The sequence below is a fragment of the Streptomyces sp. BR1 genome (genome assembly GCF_052373795.1).
Classification (GTDB): domain Bacteria; phylum Actinomycetota; class Actinomycetes; order Streptomycetales; family Streptomycetaceae; genus Streptomyces.
The window spans coordinates 1,875,200-1,899,840 of record NZ_CM126252.1; the positions used below are offsets into that span (position 1 = coordinate 1,875,200).

17 protein-coding genes are annotated in these 24,641 nt (G+C 70.9%); 4 read left to right on the forward strand and 13 right to left on the reverse strand.

Features of this window, described 5'->3' with window-relative positions:
• Positions 1 to 33 precede the first annotated feature (33 nt).
• The 4 genes from ACT1U9_RS07725 to proS all read right to left on the reverse strand — a co-directional run bounded on the left by ACT1U9_RS07725 (position 34) and on the right by proS (position 3,250).
• Positions 34 to 273 (reverse strand): RNA-binding protein, encoded by a 240-nt coding sequence (locus ACT1U9_RS07725; RefSeq protein ID WP_030287397.1) that lies wholly within the window; start codon positions 271 to 273, stop codon positions 34 to 36.
• A 2-nt stretch (positions 274 to 275) separates the two neighbouring features.
• Positions 276 to 716, reverse strand: a complete 441-nt coding sequence (gene rpsP, locus ACT1U9_RS07730; RefSeq protein ID WP_444537624.1) for a 30S ribosomal protein S16 — start codon at positions 714 to 716, stop codon at positions 276 to 278.
• A 267-nt stretch (positions 717 to 983) separates the two neighbouring features.
• A complete protein-coding gene (locus ACT1U9_RS07735) occupies positions 984 to 1,577 on the reverse strand; it encodes a hypothetical protein (protein ID WP_101390352.1) in 594 nt (197 codons plus the stop codon).
• A 260-nt stretch (positions 1,578 to 1,837) separates the two neighbouring features.
• Positions 1,838 to 3,250, reverse strand: a complete 1,413-nt coding sequence (proS, locus tag ACT1U9_RS07740; RefSeq protein WP_444537625.1) for a proline--tRNA ligase — start codon at positions 3,248 to 3,250, stop codon at positions 1,838 to 1,840.
• 165 nt (positions 3,251 to 3,415) lie between these two features.
• On the opposite strand from proS, the gene ACT1U9_RS07745 reads away from it, so the two are divergent.
• Positions 3,416 to 4,243 carry a methyltransferase domain-containing protein gene (locus ACT1U9_RS07745; RefSeq protein ID WP_444537626.1) on the forward strand — a complete coding sequence of 276 codons (828 nt, stop codon included), beginning with the start codon at positions 3,416 to 3,418 and terminating at the stop codon, positions 4,241 to 4,243.
• Positions 4,244 to 4,295: 52 nt separating this feature from the next.
• Here ACT1U9_RS07745 and ftsH read toward each other — a convergent pair whose 3' ends face one another.
• The 6 genes from ftsH to nsdA form a co-directional block, all read right to left on the reverse strand.
• On the reverse strand, positions 4,296 to 6,212 hold the full coding sequence (gene ftsH / locus ACT1U9_RS07750) for an ATP-dependent zinc metalloprotease FtsH (protein WP_444537627.1): 1,917 nt from the start codon (positions 6,210 to 6,212) through the stop codon (positions 4,296 to 4,298).
• Positions 6,213 to 6,401: 189 nt separating this feature from the next.
• The gene (gene ffh, locus ACT1U9_RS07755) at positions 6,402 to 7,943 is read right to left on the reverse strand and encodes a signal recognition particle protein (RefSeq protein ID WP_444537628.1); all 1,542 of its coding nucleotides are present in this window, start codon (positions 7,941 to 7,943) and stop codon (positions 6,402 to 6,404) included.
• Between the two features lie 252 nt (positions 7,944 to 8,195).
• Complete coding sequence (locus tag ACT1U9_RS07760) at positions 8,196 to 10,658, reverse strand: [protein-PII] uridylyltransferase (RefSeq protein WP_444537629.1); 2,463 nt, start codon at positions 10,656 to 10,658, stop codon at positions 8,196 to 8,198.
• A 50-nt stretch (positions 10,659 to 10,708) separates the two neighbouring features.
• Positions 10,709 to 11,047, reverse strand: coding sequence for a P-II family nitrogen regulator (locus ACT1U9_RS07765; protein ID WP_101390346.1), 339 nt, complete (start codon positions 11,045 to 11,047; stop codon positions 10,709 to 10,711).
• On the reverse strand, positions 11,044 to 12,387 hold the full coding sequence (locus tag ACT1U9_RS07770) for an ammonium transporter (RefSeq protein ID WP_444537630.1): 1,344 nt from the start codon (positions 12,385 to 12,387) through the stop codon (positions 11,044 to 11,046). The genes ACT1U9_RS07765 and ACT1U9_RS07770 overlap by 4 nt, the downstream gene beginning before the upstream one ends.
• Before the next feature lie 333 nt (positions 12,388 to 12,720).
• Positions 12,721 to 14,196 carry a transcriptional repressor NsdA gene (gene nsdA / locus ACT1U9_RS07775; RefSeq protein WP_444537631.1) on the reverse strand — a complete coding sequence of 492 codons (1,476 nt, stop codon included), beginning with the start codon at positions 14,194 to 14,196 and terminating at the stop codon, positions 12,721 to 12,723.
• Between the two features lie 424 nt (positions 14,197 to 14,620).
• On the opposite strand from nsdA, the gene ACT1U9_RS07780 reads away from it, so the two are divergent.
• On the forward strand, positions 14,621 to 15,268 hold the full coding sequence (locus ACT1U9_RS07780) for a bifunctional DNA primase/polymerase (protein ID WP_444537632.1): 648 nt from the start codon (positions 14,621 to 14,623) through the stop codon (positions 15,266 to 15,268).
• Positions 15,269 to 15,345: 77 nt separating this feature from the next.
• Here the strand turns inward: ACT1U9_RS07780 and ftsY are convergent, their stop codons facing one another.
• Positions 15,346 to 16,560: a signal recognition particle-docking protein FtsY gene (ftsY, locus tag ACT1U9_RS07785; protein ID WP_444537633.1), complete on the reverse strand. Its 1,215-nt coding sequence runs from the start codon at positions 16,558 to 16,560 to the stop codon at positions 15,346 to 15,348.
• A 189-nt stretch (positions 16,561 to 16,749) separates the two neighbouring features.
• On the opposite strand from ftsY, the gene ACT1U9_RS07790 reads away from it, so the two are divergent.
• Positions 16,750 to 18,204 carry a cytosine permease gene (locus tag ACT1U9_RS07790; RefSeq protein WP_444537634.1) on the forward strand — a complete coding sequence of 485 codons (1,455 nt, stop codon included), beginning with the start codon at positions 16,750 to 16,752 and terminating at the stop codon, positions 18,202 to 18,204.
• A 58-nt stretch (positions 18,205 to 18,262) separates the two neighbouring features.
• Complete coding sequence (locus ACT1U9_RS07795; RefSeq protein WP_444537635.1) at positions 18,263 to 19,234, forward strand: LLM class flavin-dependent oxidoreductase; 972 nt, start codon at positions 18,263 to 18,265, stop codon at positions 19,232 to 19,234.
• A gap of 42 nt (positions 19,235 to 19,276) precedes the next feature.
• Here ACT1U9_RS07795 and ACT1U9_RS07800 read toward each other — a convergent pair whose 3' ends face one another.
• Together ACT1U9_RS07800 and smc are read right to left on the reverse strand one after the other, a co-directional pair.
• Complete coding sequence (locus ACT1U9_RS07800; protein ID WP_444537636.1) at positions 19,277 to 20,695, reverse strand: sugar porter family MFS transporter; 1,419 nt, start codon at positions 20,693 to 20,695, stop codon at positions 19,277 to 19,279.
• Positions 20,696 to 20,914: 219 nt separating this feature from the next.
• Complete coding sequence (gene smc, locus ACT1U9_RS07805; protein WP_444537637.1) at positions 20,915 to 24,472, reverse strand: chromosome segregation protein SMC; 3,558 nt, start codon at positions 24,470 to 24,472, stop codon at positions 20,915 to 20,917.
• Positions 24,473 to 24,641: the final 169 nt, after the last annotated feature.

Consider the following 24,641-nt stretch of genomic DNA (forward strand, 5'->3'; position numbering starts at 1 on the left):
AGCCGGCGCATCACAATGAAACGACCAGATTTTTCAGTGGACCTGGTCCACGTCGACGAGGTCGACGCGGATGCCACGGCCACCGAGCGCCCCCACGACGGTCCGCAGAGCGCGGGCGGTGCGGCCGTTGCGGCCGATCACCTTGCCGAGGTCGTCGGGGTGGACCCGGACCTCCAGCACGCGCCCGCGACGCAGGGTGCGCGAGGCCACCTGCACGTCGTCAGGGTTGTCGACGATGCCCTTCACGAGGTGCTCAAGAGCCTCCTCGAGCATGCTCAGGCCTCGGTCGACTCGGCGGCGTCGGCCGGAGCCTCGTCCGCCTTCTTGTCAGCCTTCTTGGCCTTGGGGGTGATGGCCTCACCCTTGGCGTCGTCGCCCTCGAGGGACTTGGCGAACTCGTCGAAGGAGCGGCGCTTGCTCTCCTTCGTCTCCGGAACCAGCAGCGGCGCCGGGGCCGGCAGGCCCTTGTGCTTCTGCCAGTCGCCGGTGAGCTTCAGGATGGCGAGGACCGGCTCGGTCGGCTGGGCGCCGACGGACAGCCAGTACTGGGCGCGCTCCGAGTCGACCTCGATGCGCGACGGGTTGTACGTCGGGTGGTACAGACCGATTTCCTCGATCGCGCGGCCATCGCGGCGGGTGCGCGAGTCGGCGATGACGATGCGGTAGTGCGGCTGGCGAATCTTGCCGAGGCGCTTGAGCTTGATCTTGACTGCCACTGGAGTGGTGTCTCCTGGTCTTGACGTGGTGGGGCACAACGGGATGCCACGTGGGGTTGCGGTACTCAAAGTGCCCGATGGACGCGTCAGCCGGAGGCGAGAGGGTTCCTATGCGGCTGTCGAGTACAGCTAGTCATTGTGCCACATGCCGGCGCCGGGCACGCCGTGGGTCCGCGGGGCACCCCCGGGCGGACGGCCGGCGGCCGATCGTCGGCGGACGGGCCTGCGCCGCCCCCGTCCGGCGACCGGCCCTCGACCAGCCCTGGATCAGCTCGCCGCCGCCACGACCTCGGGGATACGGAACGGCTTGCCGCAGCCGCCGCAGACGATCGGCGCCTGGGCGAGCACGGACGGGACGACGCGCACATTGCGGCCGCAGTCGCAGACCGCCTTGACGCGCACGCCACCGCCGGAGGAGCCGTGCCGGGCGGCCGGGCCTCTGAAGGAGCGCTTGGTGTCGGCGGCCGTGGCGACGGTGTGGGCCTTCAGGGCGCGCTGGAGCCGCTCGATGGTCGGCCGGTAGCGGCGCCGTGCCTCGGGGTTCAGGGCGACCAGCGAGAATCCGCTGCTGGGGTGCGGCTCCTCGGGATGGTCGAGGCCCAACTCCTCGGCGATGGCCAGGAATCTGCGGTTGTGGTAGCGGCCGGCCCGTGAGGTGTCGCGGACACCCCGGGCGGCGGCAATGCCGTGGACTGCTTCATGGAGCAGTCGCTCGAAGGAGAGCTCGGCGCCACAGGCGGACGACGACTCTCCGATCAGGGACTCGGGCGCGGCAAGGTCTGGCAGCTCGGGGTGGTACCGCTGAATGTCGGCCCACGCCTGCGCCAGCTCTGCGGCGAGAACAGGTGGTGTCGTGCTCACGTCGTGACAACGAGCCGGAGTGCCCCGGTGTTCCTATTCCGGGGCATCCCAAATAATTTGCACGTACCCGTCAGTTGCCGTTGATGCGTCCGGACGAGGGCGGGTGCGCTGATCTGCGGAGAAGCCTCACAGCTCACACCAAGGTAGTACGTAGCGGCGCGTACGCCCCGGCGCGTAGATGATGTCCACGCGCCGGGATTACGGGAACCGGCCGTTGCGCAAGAGGCGTTTTCGGCCGACCGGGACCGGCCCGTGGGCCGTCAGTACGCGCGCGCGACGATCGCGACGGTACCGGGTGCGTCGTCGGCCTCGGGGACCGACCCGTCCTCGGCGACCAGACACCGTACGGACACCGCCTGCTCGGCCAGCTTGGCCTCGCCCTCGGCGCCGAGCGTCGCCCACGGGATGCGCGCCCAGCCACCGGAGGTGGCGGCCTCGGCGGCCTCCTCGATGGTGTTCACGTCGCTCGTACGGGCCTCGCGGCGCTCGCGGGACTCGCGCAGCAGCTGCGCCTGGTCCTCTTCGAGGACGGTGGGCAGCAGTTCGGCGAGCGCGTCGATGGAGACGGGCTCCTTGCCGCCGGGGATCCGGCGGGCCAGCATCGCGGTGCCGGCCTCCAGGTCGCGCGGGCCGATCTCGACGCGTACGGGCACGCCCTTGAGTTCCCAGTCCACCGCGCGGCGGCCGAACGGGGTGTCCACGCGGTCGTCGACCTGGACGCGGATGCCCGCGGCCTTCAGGCGGTCGCCCAGCTCGCGGACCTTGGCGACGGCCTCGTCGCCCTTGATGGCCATGACGACGACCTGGACGGAGGCGAGCCGCGGCGGCACGCGCAGACCGTTGTCGTCGCCGTGCGACATGATCAGACCGCCGACCATGCGGGTGGAGACGCCCCAGGAGGTCTGCCAGACGAGCTCCTGCTTGCCGTCCTTGGACAGGTACTGGGTGTTGAAGGCCTTGGCGAAGTTGGTGCCCAGCTCATGGCTGGTGCCCAGCTGCAGCGCCTTGCCGTCGCCCATCATGCCTTCGAGCGTGAGGGTGTTGATGGCACCGGCGAACCGCTCCTTGGGCGTCTTGCGGCCGAGGACCACGTCGATGCCCAGCACGTTGATCATGAAGTCCGCGTACACGTCCTTGTGGATGCGCGCCGCGTAGTCGCGGGCGTCTTCATAAGAAGCGTGCGCCGTGTGGCCCTCCTGCCAGAGGAACTCACTCGTACGGAGGAAGACGCGCGGCCGCATCTCCCAACGCACCACGTTCGCCCACTGGTTGATGAGCAGCGGCAGGTCCCGGTAGCTCTGCACCCACTTGGAGAAGTAGTCGTTGATGATCGTCTCGGAGGTGGGACGCACCACGACGGGCTCTTCGAGCTCCTTGCCGCCACCGTGCGTGACCACCGCGAGCTCGGGCGCGAAGCCCTCGACGTGCTCCGCCTCGCGAGTCAGGTAAGACTGGGGGATGAAGAGCGGGAAGTACGCGTTCTGGGCGCCGGCGTCCTTGATGCGTGCGTCCATCTCCTGCTGCATCCGCTCCCACAGGCCGTAGCCGTACGGTCGGATCACCATGGTGCCGCGCACCGGACCGTTGTCCGCGAGCTCGGCCTTGTTGATCAGATCCTGGTACCAGCGGGGGAAGTCTTCCGCCTGGGGCGTGAGAACGGGTGCCTTTGCCATGGCGCGAATGGTACGGGCCCGGCGGCCCCGAACGTGAATCGCCCTCCCTCTGGACGCGGTGGCGGATGCGGAGTTCCCTGGCATACGGGGGGAGTGCGACCGCACGTGTACGGGGGCTGTCATTCAGTGCACGGCTGACCTCTTCTGCGGATTGGGGCGCTTTCCATGACACCTGTGCTCGTCCGGCACCAGTCCTTGGCGGCCTCCGCCCCGCCCGCGCAGGCGTGCGCCCGCGCCCGGGACTGGGCCGAGATCCAGGAACGGATGCTGGTACCGCTCTACGAAGCGGTGTACGAGCGGCTGGAGGTGGGACCCGCCACCCGGCTGCTGGGCCTGGGCTGCGGCTCCGGGCTCGCCCTGCTGATCGCTGCCTCGCGCGGCGCGCGCGTGACGGGCGTCGACGGCCGCCCGGAGCGTCTGGCGCTGGCCCGTGCACGGCTGCTCCCGGACGGTGTGTGGGGCGGCGGCCGCGGCACCCGTCTGGTGGAGGACGGCCCGGCAGCGCCCGACGGGGACCCGTACAACCTGGTGACCGCCTTCGAGCCGGTGGGCTGCGCGGCGGGCGACTCCGACGGCCTGGCCCCGGCGCTGGCGGCCGCGGTACCGCTTGCGGAGCGCGGCGGCGCGGTGGTGCTGGCCGGTTGGGGCCCGCCGGAACGCTGCGCGACCTCCGGCGTGCTGCGGATCGCCTCCCGGCTGACCGACGCGCCGCGCTGGCGGCCGAGCCTGCGCGACGACCTGGAGGACGTGGCGTCCCGGGCCGGTCTGCGGCCCGACGGGTCGGGGCGGGTGGCGTGCCCGTTCGGCTACGCGGACATGGAGAGCGCGGTGCGCGGGCTGCTGTCGACGGGCCTGTTCGACGCGGCCGAGCGGGCGACCGACCACGTCCAGGTGGTCAAGGAGCTCACGGAGGCGCTCCATCCGTATCTGCGCCGGGACGCGACCGTATGGATGCCGAACATATTCCGGTACCTGATCGCGCGTACGCCGTAGAGCTCGTACGCCGTACGGCACGTACGCCGCAGAGCGGACTCGGAACGTTTCTTCAGCTCTCCGTCTTGGCCAGGCGCGGGATGCCCGCCGCCCGGTAGGCGGCCTCCTCCTCCAGGGTCTCGTTCTGGAGCAGTGCCTCGGCGAGGGCGTCGAGGCGGGCGCGGTTGTCGCGCAGCAGGCGGCAGGCCTCGGCGTAGCACTCGTCGACGATGCGGCGCATCTCGCCGTCGATGTTGTCCAGCGTCTGCGGTGCGGCCGAGAGCCCGTACGCCTGCTGTGCGTCGCTCGGCAGGGCGGTGAGCGGGCCGATCTTCTTGCTCATGCCCCAGCGGGCGACCATGCCGCGCGCGAGGTTGGTGACCTGTTCGAGGTCGTTCTCGGCGCCCGTCGTGATGACGTCGAAGACGACGTGCTCGGCCGCCATCCCGCCGAGCGCGCCGATGATGCGGCCGCGCAGATAGTCCTCGGTGTACGCGTACTTGTCGGCGTCGGGCGTGGAGAGCGTGACACCCAGCGCCCTCCCCCGGGGCACGATGGTGATCTTGCGGACGGGGTCGGCGCCGGGCTGGAGCATGCCGAGCAGGGCGTGGCCGCTCTCGTGGTATGCGGTGCGCCGACGCTCCTCCTGCGGCATCACCAGCGGCCGCACCGCGCCGAGCTGCACCTTCTCCAGGGCGTCGGAGAGGTCCGAATGGGTGACCTCGCTCTGGCGGCGCTTGACGGCGAGCAGGGCCGCCTCGTTGGCCAGGTTGGCCAGTTCCGCGCCGGTCATGCCCGGGGTCGTACGGGCCAGCTGGGCGAGGTCGACGTCCGGGGCCATCGGGATCTCCCGGGTGTGGATCTTCAGGATCGACTCGCGGCCGCCCCGGTCCGGCGGGCTGACCTGCACGATCCGGTCGAATCTGCCGGGCCGGGTGAGCGCCGGGTCCAGGACGTCGGCCCGGTTGGTGGCGGCGATGACCACGACGCCCTCGGACCCGGAGAACCCGTCCATCTCGGTGAGGATCTGGTTGAGCGTCTGCTCGCGCTCGTCGTGGCCGCCCATCCCGGCGCCGCCGCCACGCGCGCGTCCGATGGTGTCGATCTCGTCGATGAAGATGATCGCGGGAGCCACCTTGCGCGCCTCGGCGAAGAGTTCGCGTACGCGGGATGCGCCCACGCCCACGATCATCTCGATGAACTCCGAGGCCGACGCGGAGAAGAACGGCACCCCCGCCTCGCCCGCCACGGCCCGGGCCAGCAGCGTCTTGCCGGTGCCGGGCGGGCCCGCGAGCAGCACACCGCCGGGCATCTTGGCGCCCATCCGCCGGTAGGCGTCCGGGTTCTTGAGGAAGTCCACGACGTCGTTGAGTTCGCCCTCCACCTCGTCGATGCCCGCCACGTCCTCGAACGTGGTCCGCTTGCCCTCGGTCAGCTCGACGGGTTTGGGCGGTGCCTTGCGTCCCAGCATCCCGCCGCCGAGCCCGGCGCTCATCCGGCGGGCGATGAACAGCCACAGCACGACGAGCAGCAGCATCGGGGCGAGCGAGATCAGCAGATTGGCGAGAAAGCTGCGGTGCTCGACGACCGGCTGGGCCGTCACCGTGACCTGCTGCTTGGTCAGCTGCGCCCACAGGTCGTCGTCGGCGAAGGTCGGCCGCTGGGTGGTGAACTTCGTGTACTTGCCACCGCCGCTCGGCTGGTTCTGCGCGCTCTTGAGCTGCCCCTGGATCGCGTCGCCCTTGGCGTAGATCTTCTCGACGTTCCCGGCCGCGACCTGCTTGCTGAACTCGGTGTACGACAGGGTCGGCTCATTGCCCTCGTTGAAGAAGGACAGGATGAGATTGGTGATCAGATAGACGACGAGAGCGGTGAGGATCAGGCTGCCCCAGCCCCCGGGCATCTTCCGCTTCGGCGGAGGCGGCGGAGGCGCACCCTCCGAGCGCCACGGCTGGTCGGTGCGATCTCGCGGGGGTACGGGAGTGGGCACGCTGCTCTCCTTGGGCCAGTACGGCCAGTATCGAAGAGCGCGGTGCCCGGGGCATTCCCGGATGGGCCGATGGGGCCTGCGGGGAGGGCGGAGGCGGACATACGGAAGGGCCCGCGGCCGGATGGCTCGCGGGCCCTTCTCGTAAAACGCGCCTACGTACTACGTACGTAAGAGACTGCCGTACGTCGGTCAGTCCATGAACTTCTTGAAGGCGTCGGGCAGTTCGAAGTCCTCGGGGGCCTGGGCGGCGGACGGGAGGCCGAGGGCCCCCTGCTCGCGGCGTGCGGCTGCGGCCTCTTCCTCGGCCTTGCGCTTCATCGGGTTGCCGCTCTTGCGCTTGCCCTTGGCCTGCTTGACCTGCTTCTTCTGGCGGCCGGGGCCGCCACCCATGCCGGGCATCCCCGGCATGCCGGGCATTCCGCCGCCCTGGGCCATCCGCGACATCATCTTGCGGGCCTCGAAGAACCGCTCGACCAGGTTCTTGACGGCGCTGACCTCGACGCCGGAGCCCTTGGCGATACGGGCGCGGCGCGAGCCGTTGATGACGGTCGGGTCCTGGCGCTCGCCCGGGGTCATCGACTTGATGATCGCGGCGGTGCGGTCCACGTCGCGCTCGTCGATGTTGTTGATCTGGTCCTTGATCTGCCCCATGCCGGGCAGCATCCCGAGCAGCTTGGAGATGGAGCCCATCTTGCGGACCTGCTCCATCTGCGCCAGGAAGTCGTCGAGCGTGAAGTCCTGGCCCTTCTTCGACGCCAGCTTGGAGGCCATCTTCTCGGCCTCTTCTTGGCTGAACGTCTTCTCCGCCTGCTCGATCAGGGTGAGCAGGTCACCCATGTCGAGGATGCGGGACGCCATGCGGTCCGGATGGAACGCGTCGAAGTCCTCAAGCTTCTCGCCGTTGGAGGCGAACATGATCTGCTTGCCGGTGACGTGGGCGATGGAGAGCGCCGCACCGCCCCGGGCGTCGCCGTCGAGCTTGGAGAGGACGACGCCGTCGAAGCCGACGCCGTCGCGGAAGGCCTCGGCGGTGTTGACCGCGTCCTGGCCGATCATGGCGTCGACGACGAAGAGGATCTCGTCGGGCTTGACGGCATCGCGGATGTCCGCGGCCTGCTGCATCATCTCCTGGTCGATGCCGAGGCGGCCGGCGGTGTCGACCACGACCACGTCGTACTGCTTCGACCGGGCGAACTCGATGGAGTCCTGGGCGACCTTCACCGGGTCGCCGACGCCGTTGCCGGGCTCCGGCGCGTAGACGGCGACGCCGGCGCGCTCGGCGACGACGCTGAGCTGGTTGACGGCGTTGGGGCGCTGGAGGTCACAGGCGACGAGCAGCGGCGAGTGCCCCTGGCCCTTGAGCCACTGGCCGAGCTTGCCCGCGAGGGTGGTCTTACCGGCACCCTGGAGACCGGCCAGCATGATGACCGTCGGGGCGGTCTTGGCGAACCGCAGGCGGCGGGTCTCGCCACCGAGGATGGTGACGAGCTCCTCGTTGACGATCTTGAGGACCTGCTGGCCCGGGTTCAGCGCCTTGGAGACCTCGGCCCCGAGGGCGCGCTCCTTGACGTTCTTGATGAACGCGCGGACCACGGGGAGCGCGACGTCGGCTTCGAGCAGCGCGATACGGATCTCGCGCGCCGTGGCGTCGATGTCCGCCTCGGACAGGCGGCCCTTGCCCCGGAGGTTCTTGAATGTCGCGCTGAGGCGGTCGGAGAGGGTATCGAACACGGTGGTCGCGGATCCTCGGCTCGTAGGGCGGTCGGGTGACGCCCCCCAGGGTATCCCGGCGGCGCTTTTCCCCACCCCGCCCCTTCCCGAAAGCTCTGGGCGAGCGGCCGGGTACGTCGTCTGCGGACGGTCTGTGGCTGGTCGCGCAGTTCCCCGCGCCCCTTGATGGGCCCTTCGGGCCCTCCTCAGGGGCGCGGGGAACTGCGCGAGCAACCACGCACGATCCGCACCCGACCAGATCCCCCGGAGGGTTCAGGGAAGGGGCGGGGTGGGGGCCAATGCTCGTTCCACTAGCCGCGCCACCTCCCCCGCCACCTCCGGCACCAGCGGCGCCCCCACCCCGTCCGTCACATAAAACGCATCCACCGCATTAGCCCCCAACGTAGACACCCGCGCACTCCGCACCCGCACCCCCGCCGTCTCCAACGCCCGCCCGATGCGATGCAGCAGACCAGGCGCGTCCTGGGCGCGAACCTCGATCACCGTGGCCAGCCGGGACGCGGTGGGGTCGACGGTGACGCGGGGCGGCGGGGCCGCGGGACCACGACGACGGGCCGCCTCGCGTTCGGCAAGGCGGGAGCGGATGTCCAGGGAGCCGTCGAGCGCCCGCACCAGATCCGCCCGCAGCCGCGCAGCCTGGGGCAGCGAGCCGTACTCCGCCGCCACCCGCCAGTCCAGGAGCAGGATCTCCCCCCGCACCGGATCCGGGAGTTCGATCGCGCGCAACTCCGCCGCCCGGACAGTCAGACGGTGCATCGCCAGCACACCCGCCGCAGCCGGCAGCACCCCCGGCTGGTCCGGGACCGCGATCACCAGCTCGACACCCAGCGGCTCACGCGCCCCTTCCTCCCCGGGAACGGGAACGTCCGGCTGCGCGCGCAGAGCCAGGACCGGACCCCGCGTGCGGTACGCCTCGACCGCCAGGCGTTCCTGCTCGGCCGTGGTCGCCGGAGCCTCCCGCTCCACCGGCTCCCCCGCGAGCACCGCACCCACCCGCTTCACCAGGTCGGCCACCAGCGAGCCCCGCCACGACGACCACGCCGCAGGTCCCGTCGCCAGCGCGTCCGCCTCGGTGAGCGCGTGCAGCAGCTCCAGCGTGGCAGCGCCGCCTACCGCCTCGGCGACCGCCCGTACCGTCGCGGGATCGTCCAGGTCGCGCCGGGTCGCGGTCTCCACGAGCAGGAGGTGATGGCGTACGAGGGTGGCGATGACGGCCACGTCGTCCTTGTCGAAGCCGATCCTGGCGGCCACATCGCGCGCGATGACCTCGCCCGCCACGCTGTGGTCGCCGGGCCAGCCCTTGCCGATGTCATGGAGCAGGGCCGCGACCAGAAGCAGGTCCGGGCGGCCCACCCGGCGGGTCAGCGAGGAGGCCCGTACCGCCGTCTCCACCAGGTGGCGGTCGACGGTGAAGGTGTGCACCGCGTTGCGCTGCGGACGGCAGCGCACCCGCTCCCAGTCGGGAAGCAGCCGCGTGATGAGCCCTTCGGCCTCCAGCGCCTCCCACACCGGCACAGTGGACTCGCCCGCGCCCAGCAGCGTGACCAGCTCGTCGCGGGCCTCGGCGGGCCACGGCACGGGCAGCGGCCGCACCGCCGAGGCGAGCCGGCGTACCGCGTGCAGCGAGATCGGCAGACCGGCCCGGGCGGCGGCCGCGGCGGCCCGCAGCGGCAGCACCGGGTCGCGTTCGGGTTTGGCGGCGAGCGCGAGGACGACCTCGCCGTCCTGCTCGACGACGCCTTCGGCCAGCGGGGTGCGCACGGGCGCGGCCGTCCGGCCGCCGCCGAGCAGCCCGCGCAGCCGGGGCCGTGCGGAGCGGGCCCGCAGGACCCGGCCGACCTCGCGCCAGGTGACGTCACCGGCGTACGAGATGGTCCGCGCGGCCTCGTACACCTGACGCAGCAGCACGTCCGCGTCCAGCAGGCCGAGCCCGGCGGCGACGGCGTCCTGTTCCTGGAGGGCGAGGCGGTCGGTGGCGCGGCCGGTCGCCAGGTGCAGCGCGTCGCGGACGTCCAGCAGGCACCGGCGGGCCTCGTCGAGTCCTTCGCGGGGTGCGTCGGCTAGCCAGGACGCGGCGACGGCGCGCAGGGCGGTGGCGTCCCGCAGCCCGCCGCGCGCCTCTTTCAGGTCGGGTTCGAGCAGGAACTGCAACTCGCCCTGGCGCTCGGCCCGTTCACGGCACATCTCGTCGAGTTCGGGCAGTCTTTTGGCGGCCTGGTTGCGCCAGTCGGCGAGTACGGCGCTGCGCAGCCCGGCGGTGAGGCCCGCGTCGCCCGCGAGGTGGCGGGCGTCCAGCAGGCCGAGGTGCACCTTGAGGTCGGCGCCCGCCGTTTTGCGGGCCTCGGCGGGGGTGCGGACGGAGTGGTCGAGGGCGAGGCCGAGGTCCCACACGGGGTACCAGAGGCGGTCGGCGAGCGCGGAGACGACTCCCGCGCCCGCGCTGCCGTCGTGCAGCAGCACCAGGTCGAGGTCGCTGCGCGGGGAGAGTTCGCCGCGTCCGTAGCCGCCGACGGCGACCAGTGAGGACCCGCGCACACCGGCCGCCTCGGCGGCGCCCGCGAAGAGCTGGGCCAGCCACTCGTCGGTGAGCTGGGCGAGCGCGGCACGGCGCGGCGGCCCGGACCGCGCCTCCTGATGCAGGAGGCGCAGCCGGGCCGCCGCATAACCGCCGGGTCCGGAGTCTTCTGTCTCTGTGTCGACTTCCACGCTCGTCACCCGGCGGCTCCTGTCCGTACCGACTCGAAGGGGTTCTTCAGCAGGCGGGCTCAGAGGGCGTCGGGACCGCGTTCGCCGGTGCGGACGCGTACGGCCGTCTCGACCGGCACGCTCCACACCTTGCCGTCCCCGATCTTCCCGGTCCGGGCCGCCTTGACCACGACGTCGATCAGCTGCTCGGCGTCGTCGTCCTCGACCAGCACCTCTATCCGGATCTTGGGCACGAGGTCGACGGTGTACTCGGCGCCCCGGTAGACCTCGGTGTGGCCGCGCTGGCGGCCGTATCCGCTGGCCTCGGTGACCGTGAGGCCCTGGACTCCGAAGGCCTGGAGGGCTTCCTTGATCTCGTCGAGGCGGTGCGGCTTGACGACCGCGGTGATGAGCTTCATGCGTCCACCTTCTTGTTCTGCGCTGCCGCTCCGCTCGGGGCCGGGGCGGCCGTGCGGGCGACGGTACCGCCGCCGGCGCCGCTGAAGTCGTACGCCGTCTCGGCGTGCTCGACCTGGTCGATGCCGGAGACCTCGTCGTCCTCGCTGACCCGCATCCCGATCGTCTTGTCGAGGGCGAAGGCGAGGACCGCGGAGACCACCAGCGAGTAGCCGAGGACCGCGCCGACACCGATGGCCTGCTTGCCGAGCTGGTCGAGGCCGCCGCCGTAGAACAGGCCCTTGGCGTCGGACTGTACGCCGCCGGTGGCGAAGAGGCCGATGAGCAGCGAGCCGGCGATGCCGCCGACCATGTGGACGCCGACGACGTCGAGGGAGTCGTCGAAGCCGAAGCGGTACTTCAGGCCCACGGCCATGGCGCAGAGCACACCGGCGATGGCGCCGACCGCGATCGCGCCGAGGGGGCTGACGCAGCCGCCGGACGGGGTGATGGCGACGAGGCCCGCGACCGCGCCGGAGGCGGCACCGAGGGTGGTGAAGGTGCCGTGGCGCAGCTTCTCGTAGAGCAGCCAGGCGAGCATGGCTGCGGCGGTGGCGACCTGGGTGTTGACGAACATCACGGCGCCGACGCCGTCGTCGTTGCCGAGCCAGGACCCGGCGTTGAAGCCGAACCAGCCGAACCACAGCAGGCCGGCGCCGAGCATGACCAGCGGGAGGCTGTGCGGGCGCATCGGGTCCTTCTTGAAGCCGACGCGCTTGCCGATGACGAGGATCACGCCGAGGGCTGCGGCGCCCGCGTTGATGTGGACGGCGGTGCCACCGGCGAAGTCGATGACGCCCTTCTTGAAGAGCCAGCCGTCGGAGGCCCACACCCAGTGCGCGACCGGGAAGTAGACGACGGTGACCCACAGGGTGATGAACAGGGCCCAGGCACTGAACTTGACCCGGTCGGCCAGGGCGCCGCTTATGAGCGCCGGGGTGATGACGGCGAACATCAGCTGGAAGACGGCGAAGACGTAGATCGGGATGCTGTAGCCGGGCCAGAGCTGGACGAGGCCGATGCCGCTGAGCCCGAAGTAGGCCTTGCTCCAGCCGATGAAGCCGTTGGACTCACCGAAGGTGAGGCTGAAGCCGTAGAGCACCCACAGGATCGTGACGATGCCGAGGCTGATGAAGCTCATCATCAGCATGTTGAGCGTGCTCTTGACGCGGACCATGCCTCCGTAGAAGAAGGCCAGGCCGGGGGTCATGATCATCACCAGCGCTGAGCAGATCAGCATGAACCCGGTGTTGGCGCTGGACAGCTGCGGCGTGGCGGCTGCGAGCGTGATGCCTGGGGGCATCGGCGTCTCCTCGTCGTCGGTACGGCGGCCCGTGCGGGGGCGAACGAGTGGGGCAAAACGGTGGGCCGGTTATGCGCCATGAGGTTGGCGCAGCGCCGTTTCGGCGAATGCCGCACGATGTTTCGCGTCCGTGACGAAGAGGTCGGGCGTGTTACGCACACATGAACCGTCGGATCAGTGTCCGGAGGGATGGCTACCCTCCGGGTTCCCGCGAACGGGTGACCGGCCGCGACGTCTCCCGGTTGACCTGGCGTGAGGGAGCCGAGTCGGGCTGTACGGGGCGGGCGCCGCGGCCGGCGTCCTTGTATGCCGGCCGCGGGGCGGCCGGGGGCGTCAGACCGCCTCGGCGGTCTCGGGCAGTTCCTTGCCGAGCAGATCGGTGAAGTCGACGACTTCGGCGACGTCGCCGAACTCGCGCAGCGCGGTGTCGACGGTCTTGCGCAGCCGGGTGTTGACCCGCTCCGAGCGGACCGTCTTGGCGATCTTCAGTGCCTCGCCGGCCAGCACGGTGGACTGCTCGGGCTCGCGTTTGAGGAGGTGGACGGTGGCCATGCCGATGAGGTTGAGCGCGTACGAGCGCTGGTGGACGTCGTCCTTGCCGAAGAGCATGACGGCCTTCTCCATCACGGGCTCGGCCAGCGAGGCGTACGTGGGGCTGCGCCCGGCCACATAGGCGAGGTCGCGGAAGGAGTGCGCGTTCTCTCCGTTGAGCTCGGCCTCGGAGAAGAACTGGATCCAGTCGGGCTCCGGCTCGCCGTCGAGCCCGGCGTCGCCGAAGGTGTCCTCGGACATCCTCACGGCCCGCTTGCACTTGCTGGGCTGGCCCATGTTCGCGTACGCGCGCGCCTCCATCGCATACAGCATCGCCTGGGTGCGGGGGGTGGCGCAGTCCCGGCTGCCGTACTGGGCGAGGTGGATGAGTTCCAGGGCGTCGTCGGGGCGGCCCAGATGGATCATCTGGCGGCTCATCGAGGACAGGATGTACGAGCCGAGCGGCTTGTCGCCGCATTCCTTGGCGGCGTGCAGGGCGAGCACGAAGTACTTCTGGGCGGTGGGCTGCAGGCCCACGTCGTAGCTCATCCACCCGGCCAGTTCCGCGAGTTCGGCGGCGACCCGGAACAGTCGCTTCGCGGTAGCGTCGGGCTGGGGCTCCTGGAGCAGGTCGGTGACCTCGTGGAGCTGGCCGACGACGGCCTTGCGGCGCAGTCCCCCGCCGCACTGCGCGTCCCACTGGCGGAACATCTCGGTGGTGGTCTCCAGGAGGTCGAGCTCCGGTTTGGAGAGCCGGGAGGGGCGCCGGGCGTTGGCGGGGGTCTCGGCGAGGATGCGCTCGTTGCCGGGCGAGGGCACCAGCCAGCGCTGCATGGGCTCGATCAGAGCGGGGCCCGCGGACAGCACGAGCGAGGTCCCGAGGAAGCCGCGCCGGGCCAGCATGAGGTCGCTGCGCGAGTACTCGCTGAGCAGGCTGACGGTCTGGGGGGCGGCCCAGGGCAGGTCGACGCCGGAGACGGACGGGGACTGGTGGGCGGTGCGCAGGCCGAGGTCCTCGACCGCCACGACGCTGCCGAACCGCTCGGAGAACAGCTCGGAGAGGATGCGCGGGATCGGCTCGCGCGGCATCTCGCCGTCGAGCCAGCGGCGCACCCGGGAGGTGTCCGTGCTGATGTGGTGCGCGCCGAGCTGACGCGCCCGCCGGTTGACCTGCCGAGCGAGCTCGCCCTTCGACCAGCCGCTCCGTACGAACCACGAACTCAGCTGCTCGTTGGGGCGCTTCCCGGCGCTCGTACCGCTAGCCCCACTGCCGACCACTGGAACGCCCCCATTCTGCTGAAGCCTTGTGCTTTTTCCGCGCGAACCGCTATCAGAATGCCGCTAGTCGGGCCTTCCTGTCCGCCGGACCCGGCCCCTCGGACGGGAATGCGCCTTGCCGTTGGCATACCCACGAGCGCGCGGGTCTACAGGGTCCATGTACTGAAAGTAATCCTACGATCACCGCTCCCGCGAGGGCGATTGCAGAAACGCCACCATTCGCCACCCCTTCGAATGAACTCCCCTGGCGCTGCGCGCGATTCACTTGACACAGGCCGAAACGGAGTTGGTGGAACGGTGCACGCCGGGGCGCGCGGACCGGTTCACACCACCCTTCCCTCCGCCGCAAGCCGCCGGGTATGCAATGCGTAACGAGGGAACTCCGGTTCGTAACCACCGCAGAGTCAGATCCGTTGGAGGGGGCATGGGCTTCACGATCGGCGGCAGCCGGGGGATCCGCGAAATCCGGCCCGGCCCGCGGCGCCGCGGCCGCGCGACCGAGGTCACCGCGGTGGCCGAGTACACGGGACTGTGGGGCTGGGACGTGGCCCCGGGGGCCCGGGAGCTGTCCGGCGAGTGCTCCTGCGGCGCCCCGGCGTGCCCGGAGCCGGGCGCCCACCCACTGGGATTCGCCCCGGAGGTCCCGGCGGGCGCGACGCTGGACGAGGTCGGCAAGGCGTGGGCCGAGTGCCCGGGGGCCACGGTGCTGCTGCCGGTGGGGCGCACCTTCGACATCCTGGACGTGGCCGCCCCGGCGGGCCGGCGCGCGCTGGTGCGGCTTGAGCGGATGGGGCTGCCGCTGGGCCCGGTCTCCACCACCCCGGCGGGCCGTACGCACTTCTTCGTCGCCCCGGGAGCCGCGGCCCAACTGCCGCGCCTGCTCTACCGGATGGGCTGGGACGACGCCGATCTGGACCTGGTCTGCCCGGGGCCGGGCGCGTACGTCCCGGCACCCCCGTCGGCCGACGTGCGCTGGCTGCGCCCACCGTCCCTGGACACCGCGATCCGCCCCCCGGAGGCCCGCCTGCTGCTCGGCACCCTGGCATACATCTGCCACCGCGCGCCGTCCTGAACAACGAAGTGCCCGCCCCCATCTGCACCTTGGGGGCGGGCACTTCTTCGTACACGTACGCGTTACGTACGTAACGCCTAGTCGCCGATGAGCGCGTCCACGAAGGCACCGGGCTCGAACGGCGCCAGATCGTCCGCGCCTTCACCCAGGCCGATGAGCTTGACCGGGACGCCCAGTTCGCGCTGGACGGCGATGACGATGCCGCCCTTGGCGGTGCCGTCGAGCTTGGTGAGGACGATGCCGGTGATGTCGACGACCTCGGCGAACACCCGGGCCTGGACCAGGCCGTTCTGGCCGGTGGTGGCGTCGAGGACGAGCAGGATCTCGTCCAGCGGGCCGTGCTTCTCCACGACGCGCTTGACCTTGCCGAGCTCGTCCATGAGCCCGGTCTTGGTGTGCAGCCGGCCCGCGGTGTCGATGAGGACGACGTCCGCGCTCTCGGCGATGCCCTCCTTGACCGCGTCGAAGGCGATCGACGCCGGGTCGCCGCCCTCGGGTCCGCGCACGGTGCGGGCACCGACGCGCTCGCCCCAGGTCTGCAGCTGGTCGGCGGCGGCCGCGCGGAAGGTGTCCGCCGCGCCCAGGACGACCGACTTGCCGTCGGCGACGAGCACGCGCGCGAGCTTGCCGGTGGTGGTGGTCTTGCCGGTGCCGTTGACGCCGACGACCATCACGACGCCGGGGCTCTCCAGGCCGCCCTCGGTCTTGACCGCGCGGTCGAAGTCCGGGCCGAGGAGCGCGATCAGCTCCTCGCGCAGCAGGGCGCGCAGCTCGTCCGGGGTGCGGGTGCCGAGCACGCGGACGCGCTCGCGCAGCCGCTCGACCAGCTCCTGGGTGGGGGCGACGCCGACGTCGGCGGTGAGGAGGGTGTCCTCGATCTCCTCCCAGGTGTCCTCGTCGAGGTTGTCCCGGGACAGGAGCGTGAGCAGCCCCTTGCCCAGCGAGTTCTGCGAGCGGGCGAGCCGGGCGCGCAGCCGCACGAGGCGGCCGGCCGTCGGCTCGGGCACCTCGACCTCGGGAGCCGCGGGCGCCTCGGGAAGCGCCTCCTCGACCACGACGGGGCTCGCCGGGGCCTCGGGGAGGGCGACCTCCTCGATGGTGCGGCGTTGCTCCTCGGCGGTCTCCGCGGCTTCTTCGCCGACGTGAGGCTCGGCGGGCGGGGCAGTGATGGTCGGCGTGGACGACGGGGCCGAGGGCGGCAGCTGCTTCTTCTTGCGGCTGCTGACCACGAGCCCGCTGATCGCGCCGACCGCGACCAGGGCGATGACTACGGCAAGGATGACGAATTCCATAACCTCCCCAGTATCAGTCATGGGCCGCCGAGGGACCCCGTTCGTGTCTTCGCCTAAACATCAAAGGGAATTATGGGGCAATCGTCGTATTAAGTTACGATGGAAGAGGCAGCATCAACGCGCGTAGAGTCCCCGAAGATGACCCCCACACGGCTCCCGCCAGAGCCGAGCGAGAGGCAACCGCACCTCATGAGCACCACTTCCCAGTCCGAAGGCGCACTGGAAACCCGTGGCCTTGAGCCCGTCCCCGACAGCGAGCGCACCGCCAGAACCCGGGACCTCTTCCCGACCTGGGTCGCCGCCAACATCAGCGTTCTGCTGCTCACGATGGGCGCCAGCCTCGTCGTGACGTACAAGCTGAACTTCTGGCAGGCGATCGTCGTCGCGATCGCGGCGCCGCTGGTCAGCTACGGCCTGGTCGGGCTCATATCCATCGCCGGCAAGCGCGGTGGCGCGCCCGGTATGGCGCTGTCGCGCGCGGTCTTCGGACAGCGCGGCAACCTGCTGCCCGGCGCCCTGATCTGGGTCGCCCGCTGGGGCTGGGAGACGATCAACGCGGTCACCGGCGCCTACGCGATGCTGACCGTCCTGGACATCGTGTTCGGCATCAAGAGCAACACGTTCCTGATCATCGTGACGCTGCTGCTCTTCGTGGTGACGACCTTCGCGATCTCGGGCCTCGGCATCAACGTCGTGCAGAAGTGCAACAAGTACGCGACCTACCTCTTCGGCGCGTTCTCCGTGCTCGTGCTCGCGTACCTCGCCGTGAACACCGACTGGAGCGCCGTCTTCGACCGCCCGGCCGGGAAGATGTCGCTGATGGTCGCCGGTACCGGCCTGATCGCCGCCGGTGGTGTCAGCTGGATCCCGTCCGCCCCGGACTTCACCCGCTATCTGCCGCGTACGGCCTCCTCCAAGGCCATGGTCGCGAGCTCGGTCGGCGGCGCCGGCATCGTCGTGCTGCCGATGGTCCTGATGGGCGCGGTCATGGCGGTCTCGACGCCGGACCTGGCCTCGGCCGCCGACCCGGTCTCCTTCCTCGGCGAGATCCTGCCGATGTGGATCGCGGTGCCGTATCTGCTGATCGCGCTGGTCGGCATGGTGCTGATCAACTCGATGTCGATGTACTCGGCCGGCTTCACCGCGCAGACCCTCGGCTTCAAGATCCCGCGCCACTGGGCGGTCTCGGTCAACGCGGTGATCTCGCTGGTCTTCGGCGGCATCCTGATGCTGGTCGCCAAGAGCTTCATGGGCTCCTTCATCGCCTTCCTCTCGCTGCTCGCGGTCGCCTTCTCGGCCTGGGTCGGCGTCTTCGGCGCGGACATGCTGCGGCGCACCGAGTACGACGCGAAGGCGCTGCTCGACACCACGCCCACCAGCGCGTACTGGTACAAGGGCGGCTTCTCCCCCGCCGCCGTCGCCTCCTGGGCGCTCGGTCTGCTCGCGGGTCTGATGTTCACCACCTCGGACTGGTTCACCGGCCCGCTCGCCGCGAACAACCCGATCGGCGAGTACGGCCTGGGCTGGGTCGCCACCATCGTGGTCTCCGGCCTGCTGTACATGGTCCTGCCGAAGCCCGCCGTGTACGCCCCGGCCAAGGCGGACGGCGAAGCGGCCGAGGAGCTCGCACCTCTGGCTGTCTGACGCATCGTCAGCTACCGTCCCCCTGCACCGAACCCAGCCCGGTGGAGGGGGACTTGCCATGCCGTTCACGGTCGTCCGGATGAACCTGGTGGCCCCGCACGAGCCGCCCGAGTCCCGCTCGGCCCGCTACCGGGCCGCCGTGGAGATGGCCGCGTACGCCGACGAGCACGGCGTCGACACCGTCCAGACCGAGGAGCACCACGGCACCGGCAACGGCTGGCTGCCCTCGCCGTTCACCTTCGCGGGCGCGGTCCTGGGCGCCACGCACCGGATCGCGGTCACGGTCTCCGCGATCATCGGGCCGCTGTACGACCCGCTGCGGCTCGCCGAGGACATCGCCGTACTCGATCTGCTGAGCGGCGGGCGCCTGGTGACGGTGGCGGGGATCGGCTACCGGCCCGAGGAGTACGAGCGGGCGGGCGTCGAGTGGAACAGGCGCGGCGAGCTCCAGGACCGGCTCCTGGACACCCTGTTGAAGGCGTGGACGGGCGAGCCGTTCCAGCACGAGGGCCGTACGGTGCGGGTCACCCCGCGCCCCTTCACCCAGCCGCACCCCATGCTGCTGGTCGGCGGCTCGTCCAGGGCGGCGGCACGGCGCGCGGCCCGGCTCGGTCTGCCGTTCTTCCCGAGCGCGCATCTGCCGGAGCTCGATGCGTACTACCGCGAGCAGTTGGCGGCGCACGGCACGGAGGGCTGGACGATGATGCCCGGCGAGCACACGCCGCTGCTCCACCTCAGCGAGGACCCCGACCGCACCTGGGCGAAGTACGGCGAGCACTTCCTGCACGAGGCGCGGACGTACGCGTCCTGGCAGTCCAAGGACATCCGCTCGGCGGTGCGTTCGGCGGCCGGCACGGTCGAGGAGCTGCGCGCCGAGGGCGTCTACCGGGTGGTGACCCCGGACGAGTGCGCGGCTCTGGGCGCCGACAGCCTGGTCCTGCATCCGCTGTGCGGCGGGATGCCGCCGGAGGAGGGCTGGCGCAGCCTTCGCCTGTTCACGAACGACGTACTGCCCCGGCTCAAAGGCTGAGCCGGGGCAGTACGTCGTTCGAGGAGAGAGGGGCAGCGGGGATTAGCCCATCTCCTCCAACGCCTTGCCCTTGGTCTCCTTCACGTACTTCAGCACGAAGGGGATCGAGAGGGCGGCGAAGATCGTGTAGATCACGTAGGTCGCGGACAGGTTCCAGTCGGCCAGCGACGGGAAGCTCGCGGTGATGGCCCAGTTGGCGATCCACTGCGCGGAGGCGGCGACGCCGAGGGCGGCGGCACGGATCTTGTTCGGGAACATCTCGCCGAGGAAGACCCACACCACGACGCCCCAGGACAGGGCGAAGAAGAGCACGAAGACATGGGCGGCGATCAGGGCGACCCAGCCCTGGGTGCCCGGTAGCTTGCCGTCGACGAGGTCGTACGAGAACGCCCAGGCCTCCAGGGCGAGACCGATGGCCATGCCGACGGAGCCGATGAGCGCCAGCGGGCGGCGGCCGATCCGGTCGACGAAGATCATCGCGATCACGGTGCCGATGATGTTGATGATCGACGTGGTGAACGAGTAGAAGAACGACTGCGAGGGGTCGACGCCCACCGACTGCCACAGCGTCGAGGAGTAGTAGAACGCGACGTTGATGCCGACGAACTGCTGGAAGACCGAGAGGCCGATACCGACCCAGACGATCGGCTTGAAGAAGAAGCCGCCGCCGAGCAGGTCCTTGAAGGTCGACTTGTGCTCGCTCTTCATGGCGTGCTCGATCTCGGCGACCCGGGCGTCGAGGTCGATCTCGTCGCCCTCGACCTCCTTGAGCACCTCACGGGCGCGCGCGTCGCGGCCCGCGGAGATCAGAAAGCGCGGCGACTCGGGGATCGCGAAGGAGAGCAGACCGTAGAGGACGGCCGGGATGACCATCACGCCGAGCATGACCTGCCAGGCCTCGAGGCCCATCAGCTTGCCGCGCTGGTCGCCGCCCGCGGCGTTGAGGATGCCCCAGTTGACCAGCTGCGAGATCGCGATGCCGATGACGATGGCGGCCTGCTGGAAGGAGCCCAGGCGACCGCGGTACGCGGCGGGGGCGACCTCGGCGATGTAGGCGGGGCCGATGACCGACGCCATGCCGATGGCGAAGCCGCCGATGATGCGCCAGAACGCCAGGTCCCACAGGGCGAACGGCAGCGCCGAGCCGACGGCGCTGATCGTGAACAGCACGGACGCGATCTGCATACAGCGGATGCGGCCGATGCGGTCGGCGATGCGGCCCGCCGTGGCTGCGCCGACGGCGCAGCCGATCAGGGCGATCGCGATGACCTGGGCGAGGGCCGCGGACCCGATGTCGTAACGGCCCCGGATGGCCTCGACGGCACCGTTGATCACGGCACTGTCGTAGCCGAACAGGAAACCGCCCATGGCGGCGGCCGCCGCGATGAAGATGACATGGCCGAGGTGCTCGGGGTGTGCCGTGCGGGCTCCCGAGGCCGGTGGGCGCGTAGTGCTGGTCACGTGTACTCCTGGGGCCGCCCGGCAGCGTCGCCGGGCGTTGGGGGCACTTCAAGTGGCGCACAACTTCGGGTCACCCACCACTTGAAGGTAAAAGCAACGTTGCAGAGACTATGCCTTCAAGTTTCGAAGTCAAGAGGTTGTTTACTGTGACTTCGGACGAAGTTTTTAGGGCCGATAGTTCAAGACTTGAAATGATCTTGATGGGTGATCTTGAAGAGCTCAGCGAAGGCGCTGGCTGATGACCTTGGAGACGCCGTCTCCCTGCATCGATACGCCGTACAGCGCGTCCGCGACCTCCATCGTCCGCTTCTGGTGCGTGATCACGATCAGCTGCGAGGACTCCTGGAGCTCCTGCATGATCCGGATCAGCCGCTGGAGGTTGGTGTCGTCGAGCGCCGCCTCGACCTCGTCCATCACATAGAACGGGCTCGGCCGGGCCTTGAAGATGGAGACGAGCAGCGCCACGGCCGTCAGCGAGCGCTCGCCGCCCGAGAGCAGCGACAGGCGCTTGACCTTCTTGCCGGGCGGGCGCGCCTCGACGTCCACGCCGGTGGCCAGCATGTTGTCCGGGTCGGTGAGGATCAGCCGCCCCTCGCCGCCCGGGAACAGGCGCGCGAAGACGCCTTCGAACTCCCGGGCGGTGTCCCGGTACGCCTCGCTGAAGACCTGCTCTACGCGTTCGTCCACCTCCTTCACCACCTGAAGAAGGTCGGCGCGCGTCTTCTTCAGGTCGGCCAGCTGCTCGGAGAGGAACTGATGCCGCTCCTCCAGCGCCGCGAACTCCTCAAGCGCGAGCGGGTTGACCTTCCCCAGCTGCTGATACGCCCGTTCGGCTGACTTGAGCCGCTTCTCCTGGTCGGCCCGGTCGAAGGGCCGGGGCCGGTTGCGCGGGTGGTCCGGGTCCTCGGGCAGCTCCTCTCCCTCGGCGGGCGGCGACGGGGGCACAGGCTGGTCGGGCCCGTACTCAGCGACGAGCCCGGCCGGCTCGACCCCCAGCTCCTCCAGCGCCTTGGTCTCCAGTTGCTCGATCCGCATCCGCTTCTCGGCGCCGAGTACCTCGCCGCGATGAACCGAATCCGTCAACTTGTCGAGCTCGCCCTTGAGGTCGCGGCCCGTGGCCCGGGCGGCCGCCAGATCCTGCTCGCGGGCGGCCTTCGCGGCCTCGGCGGCGGCCCGCTCCCGCTCGGCCCGGACGACGGAGACCTCGACGTGGGCGAGCAGGGTGCGCGCGCCCGCCGCCACGGCCCCGGCCACCTCCGCCTCGTGGCGCAGCCGGGCGCGCCGCTCCTCGGCCCGGGCGCGCGCCTCGCGCTCGGCGCGTGCGCCCCGGTCGAGCGCGTCGGCCCGCCCGGCCAGGCCCTTGACCCGCTCCTCGTGCGTACGCAGCTGGAGGCGCGCCTCCATCTCGGTCTGGCGCGCGTTGGCCCCGTCGGCGGCGAGCCGGTCCCGTACCGAGGTGTCGGGCTCTTCCTCCACGGGCATTTCCTCGGCCACCAGCAGCCGCTCGGCGAGCTCCTCGGCCTCCTCGGTGGCCTTCTCCAGCGCCTCCTGTGCGCGGGCGGCGGCCGCTGCGGTGCGCTCGGCCTCGCCCGCAGCACCCCGCGCCTGCCCGGCGAGCCGCCCGAGCTGCTGGGCGACGGACGCCTTCTCCTTCTCGGCGGCCCGGCGCCGCTCCCCCAGCTCCTCGACACGCGCCGCGCAGTGCGTACGTACGTCCTTCGCCGACTGCTCGGCTGCCGCCAACTCCTCGCACTGCACGGCCAGTTCGGCAAGTTCCTTGGCGGCCTCGTCGACGGACGCCTGTACTTCGAGCAGGCTCGGCGCACCGGCGGACCCGCCCTGCGCGAAGTGCGCCCCCAGCAGATCGCCCTCGGCGGTGACGGCGGTGAGCCCCGGCTGCGCGTAGACGAGGTCCTCGGCGTCCTCCAGGGTGCCCACGACCACGACGCCGCGCAGCAGTCTGCGCACTGCGGGCAGCAACTCCTCGGGCCCCCGTACGAGATCGGCCGCCAGCGGCGGACCTCCCGAACGTACGGGAACGGGCTCCTCCACCCCCACCAGCCCGCCCACAAGCAGCGCGGCCCGCCCGGCGTCCTGCTTGCGCAGCAGGCGAATCGCTTCGGCTGCGGTGGCGGGCCCCGACACCGCGAGCGCGTCGGCGGCAGCGCCCAGCGCCGCCGCGACCGCGACCTCATGGCCGGGCGCGACGGTGAGCAGCGCGGCGGCGGGCCCGAGCAGCCCGGTCAGCGAGTCCTTCGCGGCGAGCAGCGCGCCCGTGCCGTCCTTGCGGCGCAGGCCGAGGGCGAGCGCGTCATGGCGGGCGGCCACGGCGGCACGTTTCCTCTCGGCGGCCGTGACCGCCTCGCGGGCGGCGCCCAGGGCCGCCTCGGCGCCCGCGAGCTCCCGCTTGGCGCCGTCGTGCGCCTCGGCCAGCTCATGGTCGTCCGCGTCCAGGCCGTCCACCTCGGCCTTCAGCGTCTCGTACTCCTCCTGCGCCAGCGCCGCCCGCTCGCCCGCCTCGTCGCGCGCGGCCGCCAGCCGGTCGATCTCCGCCTGCGCCGAACCCGCCCTGCTCCGCGCCGCGTTGACCTGTCCGTGCAGCCGGGCCAACCCCTCGCGCCGGTCGGCGATGGCCCGGGCCACATCCTTCAAACGCCGTTCCTCCAGCGCGAGTTCCCGCTCAAGGTCGGCGCGGTGGGACGCGGTGTCCTCCAGGGCCCGGTCGGCCGCCTCGCGGGCCGCCTCCAGCTCCGCCTCCTGCTCGCGGATCCGGGCGGCCTCGCGCTCCATGTCCTCGGGGTCGCGGCCCCGGCGCTCCTCGGGCGGCTGGGCGGTGGCGCTCTTCACGCGCGCGTCGGCGAGCGAGACGGTGCCGCGCACCCGCTCGGCGAGCCGGGAGAGCTCGTACCAGGTCTGCTGGGCGTTCTGCAGCCGGGGCGCGAGGCGGCGGACCTCGTCCTCAAGCTCCGCCTCGCGCGCGAGGGCGGCCTTCAGCTCGGCTTCGGCGCTCTCCTTGCGGCGCTTGAGCTCCGCCTCGTCCTCGATCTCTCCGCGCAGCGCCTCCCGCATCGTCACGAGGTCGTCGGCGAGCAACCGCAGCCGGGCGTCGCGCAGATCGGCCTGGATGACGGCGGCCCGGCGGGCGACGGCCGCCTGCCGGCCGAGCGGCTTGAGCTGGCGGCGCAGCTCCTCGGTGAGGTCCTGCACGCGCGCGAGGTTGGCCTGCATCGCGTCCAGCTTGCGCAGCGCCTTCTCCTTGCGCTTGCGGTGCTTGAGGACGCCCGCGGCCTCCTCGATGAACGCGCGGCGGCCCATCGGGTCGGCGTGCAGCACCGAGTCGAGCTGGCCCTGCCCGACGATGACGTGCATCTCGCGCCCGATGCCGGAGTCGGAGAGCAGCTCCTGGATGTCGAGCAGGCGACACGTGTCACCGTTGATCTGGTACTCGCTGCTGCCGCCCCGGAACATGATCCGGGTGATGGTGACTTCGGCGTACTCGATGGGCAGCGCGCCGTCGGAGTTGTCGATGGTGAGGGAGACCTCGGCGCGGCCCAGCGGCGGACGGCCGGTGGTCCCGGCGAAGATGACGTCCTCCATCTTGCCGCCGCGCAGCGACTTGGCGCCCTGCTCGCCCATGACCCACGACAAAGCGTCCACCACATTGGACTTGCCGGAGCCGTTCGGTCCCACGACACAGGTGATGCCCGGTTCGAACTTCAATGTCGTCGCGGAAGCGAAGGATTTGAACCCGCGCAGGGTCAGGGCCTTGAGGTGCACGCCGTCGGACTCTACTCTCCGCCCGCAGCGAAGCACCGGGAAGGCGCGGTCACGGCGGTTTCACCACCGGGAACCAGGGGCAGATCAGACGTGAACAGATCAACCACGGTCCCCGAGCGCGAGCGTGCGTCACCGACGAGCAGCGCGTGGCAACGGCGAGCGACAAGAA